Annotated in this window: 14 protein-coding genes; 5 read left to right on the top strand and 9 right to left on the bottom strand. The window is 63.6% G+C overall.

Annotated elements, in window-relative coordinates; translation table 11 throughout:
* Positions 1 to 65 precede the first annotated feature (65 nt).
* Genes ACX80B_RS03460 through ACX80B_RS03450 form a run of 3 tightly spaced genes read right to left on the bottom strand, consistent with a single transcriptional unit; the run spans position 66 to position 4,356 of the window.
* Entirely contained in the window at positions 66 to 1,355 is a 1,290-nt protein-coding gene (locus ACX80B_RS03460; RefSeq protein ID WP_459293100.1) for a DUF6986 family protein, read from the bottom strand.
* 2 nt (positions 1,356 to 1,357) lie between these two features.
* A complete protein-coding gene (gene aceB / locus ACX80B_RS03455; RefSeq protein ID WP_459293098.1) occupies positions 1,358 to 2,956 on the bottom strand; it encodes a malate synthase A in 1,599 nt (532 codons plus the stop codon).
* Positions 2,956 to 4,356, bottom strand: coding sequence for a malic enzyme-like NAD(P)-binding protein (locus ACX80B_RS03450; RefSeq protein ID WP_459293096.1), 1,401 nt, complete (start codon positions 4,354 to 4,356; stop codon positions 2,956 to 2,958). The genes aceB and ACX80B_RS03450 overlap by 1 nt, the downstream gene beginning before the upstream one ends.
* 177 nt (positions 4,357 to 4,533) lie before the next feature.
* Here ACX80B_RS03450 and ACX80B_RS03445 point away from each other — a divergent pair, with 177 nt between their 5' ends.
* Entirely contained in the window at positions 4,534 to 5,304 is a 771-nt protein-coding gene (locus ACX80B_RS03445; protein WP_459293094.1) for an IclR family transcriptional regulator, read from the top strand.
* Between the two features lie 75 nt (positions 5,305 to 5,379).
* Here ACX80B_RS03445 and ACX80B_RS03440 read toward each other — a convergent pair whose 3' ends face one another.
* Positions 5,380 to 6,147 (bottom strand): aspartate/glutamate racemase family protein, encoded by a 768-nt coding sequence (locus ACX80B_RS03440; RefSeq protein WP_459293092.1) that lies wholly within the window; start codon positions 6,145 to 6,147, stop codon positions 5,380 to 5,382.
* A gap of 16 nt (positions 6,148 to 6,163) precedes the next feature.
* Complete coding sequence (locus ACX80B_RS03435; protein ID WP_459293090.1) at positions 6,164 to 7,711, bottom strand: NCS1 family nucleobase:cation symporter-1; 1,548 nt, start codon at positions 7,709 to 7,711, stop codon at positions 6,164 to 6,166.
* A 459-nt stretch (positions 7,712 to 8,170) separates the two neighbouring features.
* Here ACX80B_RS03435 and ACX80B_RS03430 point away from each other — a divergent pair, with 459 nt between their 5' ends.
* From ACX80B_RS03430 to ACX80B_RS03420, 3 genes are read left to right on the top strand one after another with little or no spacing between them, the layout of a single operon-like run.
* On the top strand, positions 8,171 to 8,773 hold the full coding sequence (locus ACX80B_RS03430; RefSeq protein ID WP_459293088.1) for a TetR family transcriptional regulator: 603 nt from the start codon (positions 8,171 to 8,173) through the stop codon (positions 8,771 to 8,773).
* 43 nt (positions 8,774 to 8,816) lie between these two features.
* Positions 8,817 to 9,731 carry an ABC transporter ATP-binding protein gene (locus tag ACX80B_RS03425; protein ID WP_459293086.1) on the top strand — a complete coding sequence of 305 codons (915 nt, stop codon included), beginning with the start codon at positions 8,817 to 8,819 and terminating at the stop codon, positions 9,729 to 9,731.
* Positions 9,728 to 11,380, top strand: coding sequence for an ABC transporter permease (locus ACX80B_RS03420; protein WP_459293084.1), 1,653 nt, complete (start codon positions 9,728 to 9,730; stop codon positions 11,378 to 11,380). Before ACX80B_RS03425 ends, ACX80B_RS03420 begins: the two co-directional genes overlap by 4 nt.
* Before the next feature lie 111 nt (positions 11,381 to 11,491).
* Here ACX80B_RS03420 and ACX80B_RS03415 read toward each other — a convergent pair whose 3' ends face one another.
* The 4 genes from ACX80B_RS03415 to uraD all read right to left on the bottom strand — a co-directional run bounded on the left by ACX80B_RS03415 (position 11,492) and on the right by uraD (position 14,851).
* Positions 11,492 to 13,024, bottom strand: a complete 1,533-nt coding sequence (locus ACX80B_RS03415) for a nucleobase:cation symporter-2 family protein (RefSeq protein WP_459293082.1) — start codon at positions 13,022 to 13,024, stop codon at positions 11,492 to 11,494.
* 62 nt (positions 13,025 to 13,086) lie between these two features.
* Positions 13,087 to 14,016: a factor-independent urate hydroxylase gene (gene pucL, locus ACX80B_RS03410; protein WP_459293080.1), complete on the bottom strand. Its 930-nt coding sequence runs from the start codon at positions 14,014 to 14,016 to the stop codon at positions 13,087 to 13,089.
* A gap of 2 nt (positions 14,017 to 14,018) precedes the next feature.
* Positions 14,019 to 14,360 (bottom strand): hydroxyisourate hydrolase, encoded by a 342-nt coding sequence (gene uraH / locus ACX80B_RS03405; protein WP_459293078.1) that lies wholly within the window; start codon positions 14,358 to 14,360, stop codon positions 14,019 to 14,021.
* On the bottom strand, positions 14,357 to 14,851 hold the full coding sequence (uraD, locus tag ACX80B_RS03400; protein ID WP_459293076.1) for a 2-oxo-4-hydroxy-4-carboxy-5-ureidoimidazoline decarboxylase: 495 nt from the start codon (positions 14,849 to 14,851) through the stop codon (positions 14,357 to 14,359). The genes uraH and uraD overlap by 4 nt, the downstream gene beginning before the upstream one ends.
* Positions 14,852 to 15,124: 273 nt before the next feature.
* Between uraD and ACX80B_RS03395 the strand changes: the two genes are divergently transcribed.
* Positions 15,125 to 15,298 (top strand): hypothetical protein, encoded by a 174-nt coding sequence (locus ACX80B_RS03395; RefSeq protein WP_459293074.1) that lies wholly within the window; start codon positions 15,125 to 15,127, stop codon positions 15,296 to 15,298.
* The last annotated feature ends 144 nt before the right edge of the window (positions 15,299 to 15,442 follow it).

Below are 15,442 nucleotides of genomic sequence, written 5' to 3'. Positions count from 1 at the left end.
CCCTTCAGAAAACGTTGCGGTTATCGTGCAGCTTCGAGGCTGCGGTTATCGTGCAACTGCTGCGGCTATTGTGCGGCTTTGGGGTGGGCCAGTGCGAACAGTTCGGACCCGCTGATGCCGACGGCGGAATCCAGTTCCGCCGTCGAGACCGCCCCACAGAGCAGGCCACGATGCACGAACCGGGCCAACGCCCGGGCCGTTGCCGGCTCATCCATGACTTCCGACTCCACCTGGTGCACGTAGTTGTGCAGGCGGCGGGCGGCAGCGTCCCAGCCCTGCCGGTAAAAGGCATACGTGGCCAAAAAGCGCGTTGGCAACTGGGCCGGATGCAGGTCCCAGCCCTGATAGTACCCACGCTCCAGGTGCCGCCGGACCAGGCGCGCATGCAACTGCCACGCCTGCTGCTTCTGCTCATCCGAACCGGAGGGGATGATGTTGGTCGAACCATCCGAGAGCCGGACCCCGGTACCTGCGACGGCAACCTGCATGACCTGCTTGGCATAGTCCGCGGCCGGATGCTCCATCGACTGGTACTCGGCCGCGATTTGCAGCGAGTCGCTGTAGTCGTAGGTGCCGTAGTGGAACGCGGTGACGCGGCCTTCGGCACGGTGCAGCAGCTGGGCGACCGGAACGGTACCGTCCGCGGCCAGGATCAGCTGCGGCGTTTCCATCTGTACTTCGAACTTCAACCGCCCGGCAGGCAGACCGTGGACCGCCTCAAGCCGCTGGCAGGCGAAGACCATCGCTTCGACCTGCGCGACGGTGCTGACTTTCGGCAGGGTCAGCACGAGGCCGTCCGGCAGCCCGCCGTCGGCAATCAGCCCGCCGACAAACAGGTCCAGCGTCCGGAGCCCCCGGCGGCGCGTGGCCGCCTCGAAGCACTTGAACCGAATGCCGATGAACGGCGGGGCAACACCGTCGCGCATCGCCTGGGCCACCAACTTGGCGGCCCGGATGGCGTCTGCATCTTCCTCGTCGTCAGGCCGGTTTCCGTACCCGTCCTCGAAGTCGAGGCGCAGGTCCTCGATCGGCTCGGCCGCGAGCTTCGCCGACGCCTTGCCGGCAATCCGGGACGTCAGGTCGGCGTCGAACCCCAAGGTCCGGCACAGTGCGTCCATCCCCCCGGCCCGTTCGACGACGGCCACCGCCTCGGCGCCCCAGGCACCTGGCAGCGAGGGCTCGTATTTGTCGGCCGGCACATACACGGTGTGTACGGGCTGCCGGGAACCGTCGTCGCCCGGATAGGCACGTTCCAACAGCTCATCGGTCTGCGCCAGCGTTTTATCGAGGGCGGCGTAGTCTTCGGAACCGAATGCTGTCACGGCGGAGGTGCTGAGACCTGAGGCTGCGGCCATGGTCAGCTCACCAGCTCGTAGGCCGGCAGGGTGAGGAAGTCCGTGTAGTCCTCCGACAGGCAGATATCGCCAACCAAGCGGCTCGCCGGTTCGAAGTACTTCACGTAGTTGTCCTCGCCGACCTCGCCGCGCAACCGCTCGGTCTCTTCGGCGAGGATGGACTGGACCAGATCCTCCGTGACCCGCTTGCCGCTGTCGGCCAGCTGCACGTTGTTCCGGAGCTGCTGCCAGACCTGCGAACGGGAGATTTCCGCCGTCGCAGCATCCTCCATCAGGCTGTGGATGGCCACCGCGCCCATTCCGGACAACCAGACCGCAACGTAGTTCACCGCAACGTAGAGATTGGACCGGAGACCTGCTTCGGTGACGTCGCCATCAGTTGCGGCAACATTGAGCAGCTCGCCTGCGGTGACGTTGACGTCGTCGCGCTTGCGGTCCACCTGGTTCGGAGCATCGCCGAGCACCGAATCGAAGACCTCCTTGCACAGCGGCACCATGTCCGGGTGGGCCACCCAGGAGCCGTCGAAGCCATCGTTCGCCTCACGGGTCTTGTCCTCGCGGACCTTGGCGAAGGCACGCTCAGTGGTCTCCGGCTCGCGCCGGTTGGGGATGAAGGCAGCCATGCCACCCATCGCGAAGGCGCCACGGTGATGGCAGGTCTTGACCAGCAGTTCGGTATAGGCGCGCATGAACGGCGCCGTCATCGAGACGCTGGCGCGGTCCGGCAGGATGAAGTCTTCTCCGGCGTCGCGGAAGTACTTGATCATGCTGAACAAATAGTCCCAGCGACCGGCGTTGAGCCCGGAGGCGTGATCGCGCAGCTCGTACAGGATCTCGTCCATCTCGAACGCAGCCGGGATGGTCTCGATCAGCACCGTGGCGCGGACAGAACCCTGCGGCACACCCACATAGTCCTGGGCGAAGACAAAGACGTCGTTCCACAACCGTGCCTCGAGATGGCTCTCCAGCTTCGGCAGGTAGTAGTACGGGCCGCTGCCGGTTTCAAGCAGGTGCTTGGCGTTGTGGAAGAAGTGCAGGCCAAAGTCCACCAGCGCACCGATGCCGGGTTCGCCGTCGACCAGCACGTTCTTCTCCGGCAGGTGCCAGCCACGGGGGCGGGCAACGACGACGGAGAGCGGTGCGTCCGTGCGGAGCTTGTATTCCTTACCCTCCGGCGAGGTGAAGCCGAGTGTTTCGCGGGCGGCGTCGAGCAAGTTCAGCTGCGCGTCGATGACGTTGTGCCAGGTTGGCGTGCTCGCGTCCTCGAGGTCGGCCAGCCAGACCTTCGCGCCGGAGTTCAGCGCGTTGATCGCCATCTTGGCGGGCGATGCCGGTCCGGTCATCTCCACGCGGCGGTCCTGCAGCTGCGCCGGTGCCGGCGCCACGCTCCAGTCGCCGTCGCGCACGTCCTTGGTCTCCGGCAGGAAGTCCAGTTTTCCGGTCTTGGCCACTTCCTCGCGGCGGGACGACCGTGCAGCCAGCCGCTCGTCGCGCGTACCGCGGAACTTCTGGTGCAGCGCCTCGATGAATGCAAGCGCCTCGTCGGAGAGGATTTCCCCGGCCCGTTCAACGGATTCCGGTGGGGTTAGTTCAATACTCACTACTTCTTCTCCTCTGCATCTGCTGCCGCTGCGGCTGCAACGGCGGCCGCTACATCGCCGGCGACGTGCGCGTCGAACACGCTGGGAATGATGTAGCTTGCATTCAGTTCATCACTTTCCACCCGGTCGGCAATCGCCTTGGCAGCGGCGACGAGCATCGGCGTCGTGATGTCCGATGCTCCGGCGTCGAGCAGTCCGCGGAAGAATCCGGGGAAGGCCAGCACGTTGTTGATCTGGTTCGGGTAGTCGCTGCGGCCGGTGGCGACGACGGCGGCATGGCGGCCGGCGGCGATCGGATCCACCTCGGGGTCCGGGTTGGCCATCGCGAAAACAATCGCGTTATCGGCCATGGCTTTGATCTGTTCTTCGCCGAGGACGTTCGGGCCACTGACCCCGATGAAGACGTCGGCTCCGGGCATCGCCTCGTGCAGGGTTCCGTCGAAGCCATCCTGGTTGGTGTTTTCCGCGATCCACTGGCGATGCGCGTCGGCATGCTCCTGGCCGCTGTGGATGGCGCCGTTGCGGCCGCAGGCGACGATGTTCTTGGCACCCTGGGCCTGCAGCAGCTGGATGATGGCGGAACCGGCGGCGCCGACACCGGCGACGACGATCCGGACTTCCTCAATGTTCTTCTTCACGACCCGCAGCGCGTTCTCCAGCGCGGCCAGCACCACGATGGCGGTTCCATGCTGGTCGTCGTGGAAGACCGGGATGTCCAGTTCCTCGCGGAGCCGGTTCTCGATTTCGAAGCAGCGCGGAGCGGCAATGTCTTCAAGGTTTACGCCGCCGTAGACAGGCGCCAGCGCCTTCACGATGCTGATGATTTCCTCGGTGTCCTGCGTGTCCAGGCAGACCGGCCAGGCATCGACGTTGGCGAACTGCTTGAACAGCGCCGCCTTACCTTCCATCACCGGCAGGGCCGCGGCGGGGCCAATGTTGCCCAGGCCCAGGACAGCGGAGCCATCGGTGACTACGGCAATGGTGTTGCGCTTGATGGTCAGACGCCGGGCGTCCTCAGGGTTTTCGGCAATGGCCATGCAGACGCGTGCGACGCCGGGAGTATAGGCACGCGAGAGTTCGTCGCGGTTGCGCAGGGCGACCTTGGGGACGACCTCGAGCTTGCCGCCGAGGTGCATCAGGAAGGTGCGGTCGCTGACTTTCTGGACACTGATGCCATCGAGCGCATTAAGAGCGTCGCGCACCTGGTCGCCGTGGGCGGCGTCGGTGGTGTTGCAGGTGACATCGACGACGATGCTGTCGGGGTGGGATTCCGCGACGTCAAGGGCGGTGATGGCCGCTCCCGCTGCACCGACTGCCGCGGCGAGTTCCGTCGTAGCGGTGAAGCTCGACGGCGCCTTCACGCGCAGGGTGATTGAGTATCCGGGGCTGGGACTCGCCATTAATCCTCCTCATAACGACCACGGTGGGCCAACTGTTTTCGTATTATGGATATTATTATCTGACAGATGGAAATACAAGCCCATCGGTTCTTCTATATTCCGAATGATGGAACTAGGATAGTAGTAAGGTTCCGCAACGCGGATAAAAGTTGTCATAAACGCAAGGGGTAGAGCCACATGGCCGAACGAGCTGCTGGAAGCGGCGTCCAATCTGTCGAGCGGGTTTTTGAACTGCTCGAGCTCATCACGGATGCCGGCGGCGAGGTAACGCTGAGCGAACTCTCATCCTCCACCGATCTCCCCCTGCCCACCATTCACCGCCTGCTGCGTACTCTCGTCTCCCGCGGTTACGCCCGCCAGTTACCGAACCGCAGGTACGCGCTCGGGCCCCGGCTGATCCGCCTCGGCGAAGGCGCCAACAAGCAGCTGGGCGCGCTCGCGATGCCGCAGCTCAAGGACCTGGTCGACCGGCTCGGCGAAACCGCCAACATGGCAGTCCTGGACGCCGACATGGTGGTCTACATTGCCCAGGTGCCATCGTCGCACTCGATGCGGATGTTCACCGAGGTGGGCCGCCGCGCCCATACCCACGACACCGGCGTCGGCAAGGCCATGCTCGCCCAGCTCAGCGACGACGTCGTCCGCGGGATTGTTGCCCGTGCCGGAATGCCCACGCATACGGATAAGAGCATCAGCAACATCAATGACCTGCTGGCGGAGCTGAACATCATCCGTGAGCGCGGCTACTCCATTGACGAGCAGGAGCAAGAGCTCGGGGTGCGCTGCTTCGCGATGGCCGTCCCGGACGCCCCGACGCCCACCGCCGTTTCCGTATCCGGACCGGTCTCCCGCGTGGACGAGGAATTCGCCGACCGGGCCGTACCGATCCTGCGCGACGCCGCCAAGGCAGTCTCCGCCGAATTGAACAAGACCGTCAGCACGGTCTAGCAATATGAACGCACCGCAGAGTGACCCTCCTGGGACCCCGCGGTGCGTTTATATTTCCTCCAGCGTTATTGCCTTCTACCGGGCCGCACGGACCGGCGGCACGCCTGCCGACACATACTCCTGCTTCGGCAGTGGCCAGCCGGTCATCTTCTTGCGGCGGGGAGCCGCGTAGGTGCGGACTTTCGACGTCGTCAATCCCAGCCTGACCAGCGACTCGGCCTGGACGACGGCGGCGGCTACCCCGTCCACCACGGGTACGCCGGCACGACGGCGGATTTCCTCGTCGAGTCCCGACATCCCACCGCAGCCGAGCACAATCACCTCTGCACGGTCCTCGATCACGGCGAGCTCAGCCTCATCGACGATGCTGGCGATGGCCCGTTCCGGGTCTGCCTCCAGCTCCAGCACGGCCAGCCCGCTGGCGCGCACCGAAGCACACCGCGCATCGAGACCGGCAAGCTTCAGCCGGTCCTCGATCAGCGGAACCGTCCGGTCCAGGGTCGTGACCACGGAGTATTTGTGGCCAAGGTACATCGCCGTGCTGGCCGCAGCTTCGGTAATGTCCACAACGGGTACGTCCACGAGTTCCTGCAGGCCTTCCCGGCCGTGCTCGCCGTAGCCGGCCTGGACGACGGCGTCGAACTCGCCGGGATAGTTGACCACCTGGTCCATCACCGCGACGGCGGCCAGGTAGCTTTCGAAATTGCCCTCCACCGATTCCGCGCCGAACCGGGGCGTCAGCGGAACAATTTCGGTGCCCGGAGCTGCAAAGCGGCGGGCCTGCTCGGCGATGCCGGCGGTCATAGATTCAGTGGTGTTGACGTTGACTACAAGTATTCGCATGGTGGTCCTTCAGTAACTAGTGCGCACTGTCGACGGCGATCGGCTCACCGGAGACATCGTCGTACACACGGCGGCGCTCTCCAATAACGTAGTACGTCACAGCCGCGATGCCGGCACCGAAGAACCAGGAGAACGACGACGCCGCGGCGAGGGCGGGTACGAATGCGATCAGGATGGCAATCACCGAAGCCGGCACCAGCGCCGCAATGGCACGGGGGTTGAAGCCGCGCTTGAAGAAGTACGCTCCGGCAGGATCCTCCGTGTACAGCTCCGGAACGTTCACCCGTGCCTTGCGGACGAGCCAGTAGTCAGCCATTACCACGCCGAACAGAGGTCCGAGAAGTGCGCCGAGGCCGCCGAGGAAGTAAACGATCACCACCGGGTTGCTGTAGAGGTTCCACGGCAGGATCACCAGGCCAATAATGGCGCTGACCATTCCGGCCCGCCGGAAGTTGAGCTTCCGCGGGAAGAGGTTGGTCAAGGCGTAGACGGGAGCCACGAAGTTTGCCATCAGGTTCACCGCGATGGTCAGGATCAGCAGCGCCAGGCAGGCCAGCACCAGGAAGAGTGTGTTGGGAATGGTCTGGACGATGTCCGCCGGACTCTCGATGACGGTGCCGTTGATCTTGAACTGCGCCCCGGCCAGTACGACGACGATCACGCCGAACGCCAGCATGTTCACCGGGATGCCCCAGAAGTTTCCGCGGCTGATCGATTTGCGCGAGGTGGACGAACGGGTGAAGTCGCAGAAGTTGAGCACGAAGGTTCCGTAAATAGCCACCCAGAGGGCGCCGCCGGCGAAGATGGTCCGCCACATTTCGCCGCCGGTGAGGCTTTGGTCCGTGGACAGCGCAATGGATCCGCCGGCTTCAATGAACATCCAGATGGCGATGGCGGCCATTGTCACAAGGATGACCGGTCCGGCGAAGGCCTCGTACTTGCGGATCATCTCCATGCCGAAGCTGACAATGACGACCTGGACAACCCAGAGGATCAGGAACGAGATCCAGCCCAGCGTGGACAGGCCGAGAATATTATTGCTGTCCAGCGATGCCAGGGAAGGCACGACGGCGACGGCGGCCACGCGGAACACCACTGACGCCAGATAAGTCTGGATGCCAAACCACACGATGGCGACACCGCCACGGAGCAGAGCGGCAATCTGCGCCCCGTGGACACCGAAACTGATGCGGCTCATGACAGGAAAGGGAACACCGGTCTTGTAACCCATGTAACCGGAGAGGTTGAGCAGCAGGAAGAGCAACACGGCCCCGACGCCCAAGGCCAACAGGATCTGCCAGCCACCCAATCCGAGTGCGAACAGACTGATCGCGAAGGCGTAGTTACCCAAGCTGTGCACGTCGTTGGCCCACAGGGTGAAGATGCTGTACGCATTCCATTTGCGGCCCGCGGCCTTGGTGGGCGCGAGGTCCTTATTGTAGAGCCGCGGGCTTCGCGGCAGCATGGTTGGATTCTGCGGTCCACCGGCGGCGGGAGCGGCGACGGAGGGCGTCGCCAGGTCTGCGGACGGCGCTATGGGAGTAGTTGAAGTGACGTTGGACATAATGCCTCATCAGGATCTGGGCGCGCACTGGCGCCGGAAGAAGAAAGAAGTGCGGCGGACGGCTCTCGACAGGGTTATCCATCGGGCCGGTCCGGCAGCGTTATGAGACGGCGGACGCAGAAGGTCCGCTCAGGGGCGGCCGCGGAAAAGCAGCCGACGGAACGCTAGGAGATGAGGGCTTCGGGAGGCCAGGACGCGCGGTCACCGCGTCGGCGCTCTTCGCTGCGGCACAGCAGCGGATGCTGTTTCCGGGTCCTGCGCATGCGCGCATCCCGGTTGGCACCTGTTGATGCAGTGATTTTCATGGAGCTTGGGCCAATCACATGGTCGGAACGCCTCAGCTCTGAGACGTTGCACACAACTGTAACCTGCATCACGCGACTTCCACAACAGGAGAGATGAATTCCGTCATGCAATAAACAGGAGAACTTGCGCCCGTGACGTCTCAACCGCGCACGGGTGCGGGATGCCGCCATCGGACTGTTTGGGCGGAACGGTTTCGGCACCGGCGTGCGGGCAATTGCCGAGGAGGCCGGTGTCAGCCCCGGGTTGATCCTGCATCATTTCGGTTCGAAGGAAGGGCTGCGGCAGTCCTGTGATGAGCATGTTCTGCGGATGATCCGCGAATACAAGGAAAAGGGCGTCCAGGCCGGCTCCGCCGACCAAATGCTGATGGCTATGGCCTCCGTGGAGGATTCCGCGCCCTTGGTCGGTTACGCTCTGCGGAGCCTTCAATCCGGAGGTGATCTCGCAAAGTCGTTCATCGATCATTTCGTGGCCGACGCCGAGGAATGGATAGCCGATGGCGTGGCCGCCGGGACAATCCGCCCGTCACGGGACGAGAAAGCACGCGCCCGCTTCATAACGGTCCAGGGCTTCGGCGCCTTGATGCTGGATCTCGCCTTGAACCCTCCCGAGGACCCCTCCGATTTCGCCGGAATGCTGCGCGGCTACATCGACCGGATGGGATTGCCGACGGCCGAGCTCTACACCCAGGGGCTGATGACAGACAGCTCGATGCTCGACGCCTACCTGATGTATGCCGGAAACGACAAGCCATGACACTCAAACAAAGAAGCCCAACCATCGAAAAAAGGTGTTTCCCATGTCTGCAGTTATTGATGTGCGGCAACTGAGCAAGTCGTTCGGTTCCGTGCGCGCTCTCGATGAGCTTGACCTGACGCTGGAGCCTGGCGAAGTCCACGGTTTCCTCGGCCCCAACGGTGCCGGTAAGTCGACCACCATCCGGGTCCTGCTCGGCCTGTTGCGGGCCGATGCCGGCACCGTCCGCGTGTTCGGCCAGGATCCGTGGCAAAAGGCAGTCGGTCTGCACAATCGCCTGGCGTACGTTCCGGGTGACGTGAATCTGTGGCCTAAAGTCACCGGCGGCGAGGCCATTGACTTCTTCGCCAGCCTGCGCGGCGGGCTCGACCGGAGCCGCAAGGACGAACTGCTCCGACGCTTCGACCTGGATCCAACCAAAAAGACCCGCTCGTACTCAAAGGGCAACCGGCAGAAGGTGGCGCTGATCGCGGCGCTCGCCAGCGACGTCGAACTGCTGGTCCTGGACGAGCCGACCTCGGGGCTCGATCCGCTGATGGAGCTGGTGTTCCAGGAATGCATCCGCGAAGCCAAGCTCGCCGGCCGGACCGTCCTGCTGTCGAGCCACATCCTCGCCGAAGTCGAATCGCTCTGCGACAAGGTCACCATCATCCGCCAGGGCCGCACCGTACAGAGCGGGACGCTCGCCGAGCTGCGGCACTTGCACCGCACCTCCGTCGTCGTGGTTTGCGACGGCGATCCCACTTCCGTGGAGAGCCTGCCGGGGGTACATGATGTCCGCCGCGATGGTGATCGCGTGCTGTTCAACGTCGACGACGACGCCCTGCCGGCTGCGATGGAACGGCTGCTGCCGCTGGGGATCCGATCCCTGGTCAGCACTCCCCCGACCCTGGAGGAGCTCTTCGTCCATCACTACGGCAACGGTGCTGCGATTGGTGCCGGAGGTGAGCAGTCATGACCGCCACAATCACCGCGTCGCGAGCGGCTCACCGCAGCCACCGCGACGACGGCGGAAACCTGATTGCGACCGGTAGGCTGACCCGTTTCGCGCTGCGCCGGGACCGGGTGCGGATTCCGGTCTGGGCGGTGTCGATGGCAGGTCTGATCGGCTACTTCGGGGTGGTAATCCCGGTCGCCTATCCGGACCAGGCAGCGCTGCAGACCCGCGCCGCCATCATGAAGGATCCTGCAGGCGCCATGATGACCGGTCCCGGCTACGGCTTGGGGGACTACACCCTGGGCGCCATGGTCGCGAACGAACTGCTCGGCATGCTCGCAGTCGCTGCTGCCTTGATGTCCATCTTCCTGGTCATCCGGCACACCCGCGCCGAGGAGGAAACGGGCCGGGCGGAACTAATCCGCGCCAATATTGTCGGCAGGCATGCGCCGTTGACGGCGGCGCTGATCGCCGTGGTGATCGCCAATGCAGCCATAGTGGCTCTGCTCGCGGTTGCCTTGATGGGCAACGGTCTCGAGGGGATTGATTCGCTTGCCGTGGCCGCAGGCGTCGGGCTGGTTGGATTGACCTTCGGCGGCGTCGCGGCGGTAACCGCCCAGCTGAGCGAACATGCGCGGACTGCTTCCGGCATGGCCGGAGCCGTGCTCGGCCTCGCCTACGTGCTGCGCGGAGTCGGCGACGCGCAGGAACTGGGCGGCAGTGCGTTGTCCTGGCTCTCCCCGATCGGGTGGGCCCAGCAGACCCGGGCGTTCGTGGACCTTCGCTGGTGGCCGCTGCTGCTCTGCATTGGCCTCACCTCCGTGCTGCTGGTGGTTGCATATCTGCTTGCGGCCGGGCGCGACGTCGGCGCAGGGCTGATTCCGGCCCGTTCCGGACGGGCCAATGCCACCGCCGCACTGGTCCATCCTGCCGGACTGACCCTGCGGATGGAACGTGGGAGCATCATCGGTTGGGCAGTCGGGCTGTTCGTGTTCGCCGCGCTGACCGGCTCGATGGGCCAGGGAATAGTCGACAGTTTCGAATCGCAGCCGCAGTTCGCCGAGATGTTTGGCGCGCTCGGCGGCGGGGACGTGCTGCGCCAAACCCTGGCGACATTCCTCGCCACCTTCGCCATGGCGGTCGCCGTCTACGCGGTAATCTCCGTAAACCGGATGCGCCGGGAGGAAACAGAGGGCCGGACCGGTGCGGTGCTTGCCACCAATGTGAGCCGGCCGCACTGGCTGCTGAGCTCGCTCGCGGTAACCGCGCTCGGCAGCACGGTACTGCTGGCCGTTTCCGGGTTCGGTCTTGGCGCCGGAGCCGGAGCCTCTATCGGCGAACCGGCGCTGGTCTGGGACTTCACCGCCGCGGCCCTGGCCTACCTGCCGGTAGTGCTGTGCTTTGCAGGTCTGGCACTCCTGTCATATGGACTGCTGCGCCTCGGCGGTTGGTGGGTCTGGCTGCTGCTGGTGGGCTCGATTCTGATTGGCCTCTACGGCCCGATCCTGAATCTGCCCGACGCCGTGCTCGACGCGGAGCCGTTCGGCCTGGTGCCGCAGGTTCCCGGGGCAGAGTTCGACGCCGTTCCGTTGCTGTGGATGTCGCTGGCTGCGGTGGCGCTGACCGCCGCCGGCACCTTGGCCTTCCGGAGACGTGATCTGGAGGCGTGAGTCCAGACAAAAGTACGACGGCGGGTGGCCGGGGCAATGCCCCTGACCACCCGCCGTCGTACTCCCCCTTGGTGCGGCTATTGTGCTGGATGCGTTGGAACGGATCCTGCGCTAAGAGTTATCCTTCTCAGGTTTGGCCACTTTCACTTCCGCTTCATACTCCTCGGCGGTGAGGACCGGAATTTCATTGCCGTCGCAATCGATGAGCTTGCCGTCCTTGTAGACGTCGCCGTCTTTGAGGCATTTCAGCTCCTCTTCGAGGACCACCCGCGGCGGGCTGGCTGCGAAGACGGAGGAGTCTTTCGAGTTGCCGGCCTTGAAGTGGTTGAACAGCAGGTTCAGCAGGACCGCCATGACCGCGGCGGAGCTGATACCGGAGTGGAAGATGGTGGCGAACCACTCGGGGAAGTTGTCGTAGAACGTCGGGGCGACGATCGGGATCATGCCGAACGCGAGCGACGTGGCCACGATGACCAGGTTCATGTTGTTCTTGTATTCCACCTTGGCCAGGGTGCGGATACCGCTGGCGGCCACGGTGCCAAACAGCACCACGCCTGCTCCGCCGAGCACCGGCGTCGGAACCGCTGCAACCACACGGCCGAGGATCGGCAGCAGTCCCAGGGTCACGAGGATGACGCCGCCGGCGCTGACCACGAAGCGGCTCTTGATGCCGGTAATGGCCACCAGACCCACGTTCTGGGCGAAAGCGCTCTGCGTGAAGGTATTGAAGACAGGCGCAATGGCGCTGGAAAGCATGTCCGCACGCAGGCCGTCGGCGATGCGCCGTGAGTCGACCTTTGACTTGGTGATTTCACCGACCGCCAGGATATCCGCCGTCGTTTCCGTCAGGATCACCAGGACGACGATGGTCATGGAGATGATGCCTGCAACCTCAAAAACCGGCCAGCCGAAGGCGAATGGCTGTGGGAAGGCGAAGATCGGGCCTTCCGAGACCTTTGAGAAGTCGGCCATGCCCATGGCGGCGGCGATGACCGTGCCGAGGACGATGGCCAGCAGGATGGACAGCCGTGAGATGGCGGCATTGCCCACCTTGCTCAAGACGAGCACGATGGCCAGGGTCAGGGCGGCCAGGCCGATGTTGGCGAGGCTGCCATAGTTGTCCGCCGTCGAATTTCCACCCATCGCCCAGTTGGCGGCGACCGGCATCAGCGTCAGGCCGATGGTGGTGATGACGATGCCGGTCACGACCGGCGGGAAGAAACGGACGATCTTGGCAAAGAACGGGGCAATGACCAGGCCGATCACCCCGGCAGCGATGACGGCGCCGAAGACGGCTTGGATTCCTCCCCCGCCGTTGACGATGGCGATCATGGTGGCCACCGAGGCGAATGAGGTTCCCTGCACCAGCGGCAACTGGCAGCCGAAGAACTTCACACCGAAGCTCTGCAGGATGGTGGCGATGCCGCCCACGAACAGACACGAGGCGATAAGGACGCCCAGTTCGGTGGTGTTCATGCCGGCGGCCGCACCGATGATCAGCGGCGGGGCGATGATTCCGCCGTACATGGTCAGGACGTGCTGGAACCCGTAGGCGAATGTCCGCCCAACCGGCAACCTCTCGTCTTCGGGCCGTTGTGGCCGTTTTGCTTTAGACTTATTTCCTGTAGCGCTTTGTGCGTTCATAGCTGACCTCCACGTCGGCTGTTTGGCCGGGACGCGTGCTGGCGTCCCGGCCTTTTTAGTTATTAACAGAAGCCTGGGGTGTTTTCCCAGATTTTTGCGGGGCTGGTTGTGCCTTCTGCACCCTCGCGCTCAACGGTCGCTTCGATCAGGCCATAGGGCCGGTCCGCCGCGAAGAACACTTCATTGGGGTTGTCCAACTCGAACGGGGCAAGATCCACCAGGAAGTGGTGCTTGTTCGGCAGGGACATCTTGATTTCCGCGATTTCCGGATGTGCTTCCAGGACCTGCTTGCCCATCTGGAACATGGACTGCTGCAGTGCCAGCGAGTGCGTGTTCGCGAAGGCATCCAGCAGGATGTTGCGGACGCTGGCGTAGACGGCGTTGAAGTCCACGTCGGTGGTGTTGTAGCGCCAGCGCGCGGTCACGTCGGTGGCCAGAATCCGGTCGGTGGTCTCGGTCAGCGTGGTGTAACGGTCACGTGGGAAGCCGTGGAACTCCGAGCCGGTGGACTTCAGGACGGTCAGGTCCTGCAGGCCGGCCACAATCTGCTTCTCGTCACCGTCGACGAGCAGGACGGCGGTGCGGGTCTCGGACTTGTCCTTGGAGAAGGCGTGGTCGTGGCCATTAATGCGGTTCCAGTTGTACTGTTCCGCTGCCCAGCGGCCGCCGCTGACCCAGTCGAAGCTGCCGGTGAAGTGATCCCCAAGACGGAGCAGGAAAGCCTCCGGCGAACCGACGCCGGAGCGGGCCAAGGCATACACCGTGTTCTTCTGGGTGTCGGTGGCGACGACGTGCGAGTTGTCGCCATCGCTGTGCGCTGCGGCAAAGTCGCCATGCAGCTGCGAGGAGACATTGAGGTCCTCAATCTCGTGACGGTCGGTGTCCCGGGTGATTTTCACCAGGCGGACTTCGGCCTTTCCATACTGGTTCTGTCCCAGCACGATTCGGCTTGAGGCGGTGGCTGTGCTGTTTTCTGTGGTCAAGGTGGTCATGGTCAGCTCCCTCGGTAGGTTGAATAGGCAAATGGGCTTAGCAGAAGTGGTACGTGGTAGTGCTGTGCCGGGTCGGTGAGCGAGAACGTCAGCGCCACGGTGGGGAAGAATGTCTCCGTATTGGTGGCTTGGAAGTACTCGCCGGTCTGGTACTCGATCCGGTAGGTCCCGGCGTCGAGCTGTTCCGGTCCCAGGTTTTTGATGCGGCCGTCGTCGTCGGTTACGCCGTCGGCAATGCCCTGCCAGCCGTCAGCCGTGCGGGCTTCAAGCCGGGCCGCGACGCCGGCGGCCGGGCGGCCGTTTCCGGTGTCCAGGACGTGGGTGGTGATGTGGCTTGGTGTCATGCTTCAACAACTCCTTCCAGTCTGAGGATGGCGATTTCGCGAAGCTGGCCGGCAATGATCGGAAGCTCCTCCTCGGGGGTGTGATTCAGCCGTTCCTGCAGGGCGGCGAGAATGTCTTCCGCGCTGCGGCCGGCGGCGCGGATCAGGAAGACGCGGCCGAACTTTTCCTCGTAGGCGCGGTTGCCGGCGATCAGTTGCTGAGCTGTGTCGTCGGAAGTGGCGACGCCGGATTGCTCACGGCGGGAGAGGGACGCTTCAGCGGAGGAGCCTTCCGCCCGTTCGCCGATGCGGGGATGGTGGGCCAGGGCGCCGTCGATCTCTGTCTCGGTCCACGGGTTCGCAGCCTGCTCCGCGAAACCGAGGAGACCGGTTTCGGTCTCGAAAGGACGGGCGTCGACAATTTCGTTGATCCAGCGGGGAATGTCGATGCAGGGACGGAGCATCTGCGTTGCCTCTTCGGTGGAGGCTGCATTGAGGGACTTCAGTGTCATGGGTGTCAGCTTTCGTTACAGCTCCGCCATCAGAAGCTGAACACCCTTACCCTCGAACGAATTCGATTTGACTCGATGTTTCTGTATGGCGGAATTTTTATTCCATCGTTATTGTAAGCCTGATCACATTGGCTGTGTCAATAGTACTGGATGAAATGTTCCAGATTGAACGGTTGGGTCTCCGGGCAAACCCTTGACCCGCACCGCGCATGACCTTAGTATTTTTCGTAGAGCAATATCTTTATTCCACAATACGAAATGAAGGGCGTCATCATGAACACACCACCCAGCGACACTGGTCCGATCACCGCCGCAGCTGCCTCCTACGAGACTGGAGGATCCGATCCTGATTTCTATTTCCCCGCTCCCGGCACGTCCACGCGAGGGTCGTATCTGGCGCGGATCTCCAATCTGCCATCGAAGTTGTTCAAGCTCTTTCGCCGCTGACGGGTGTGCTGCGGTCACCTCCGCCACTGACGGGATGTGCCGGCGTCGTGTAAGGGGACTGCCCCAGCAAGATGACGGGCATAACTACCCATGTGGATAACTGGCAAGGTCCCGCGGTGCCACATATGGTGAGGAGTGCTTGCA

This window comes from Arthrobacter monumenti (genome assembly GCF_054511255.1).
Note: the sequence above shows the minus strand (reverse complement) of the source record. Positions and strands in the feature narration are given on the sequence as shown.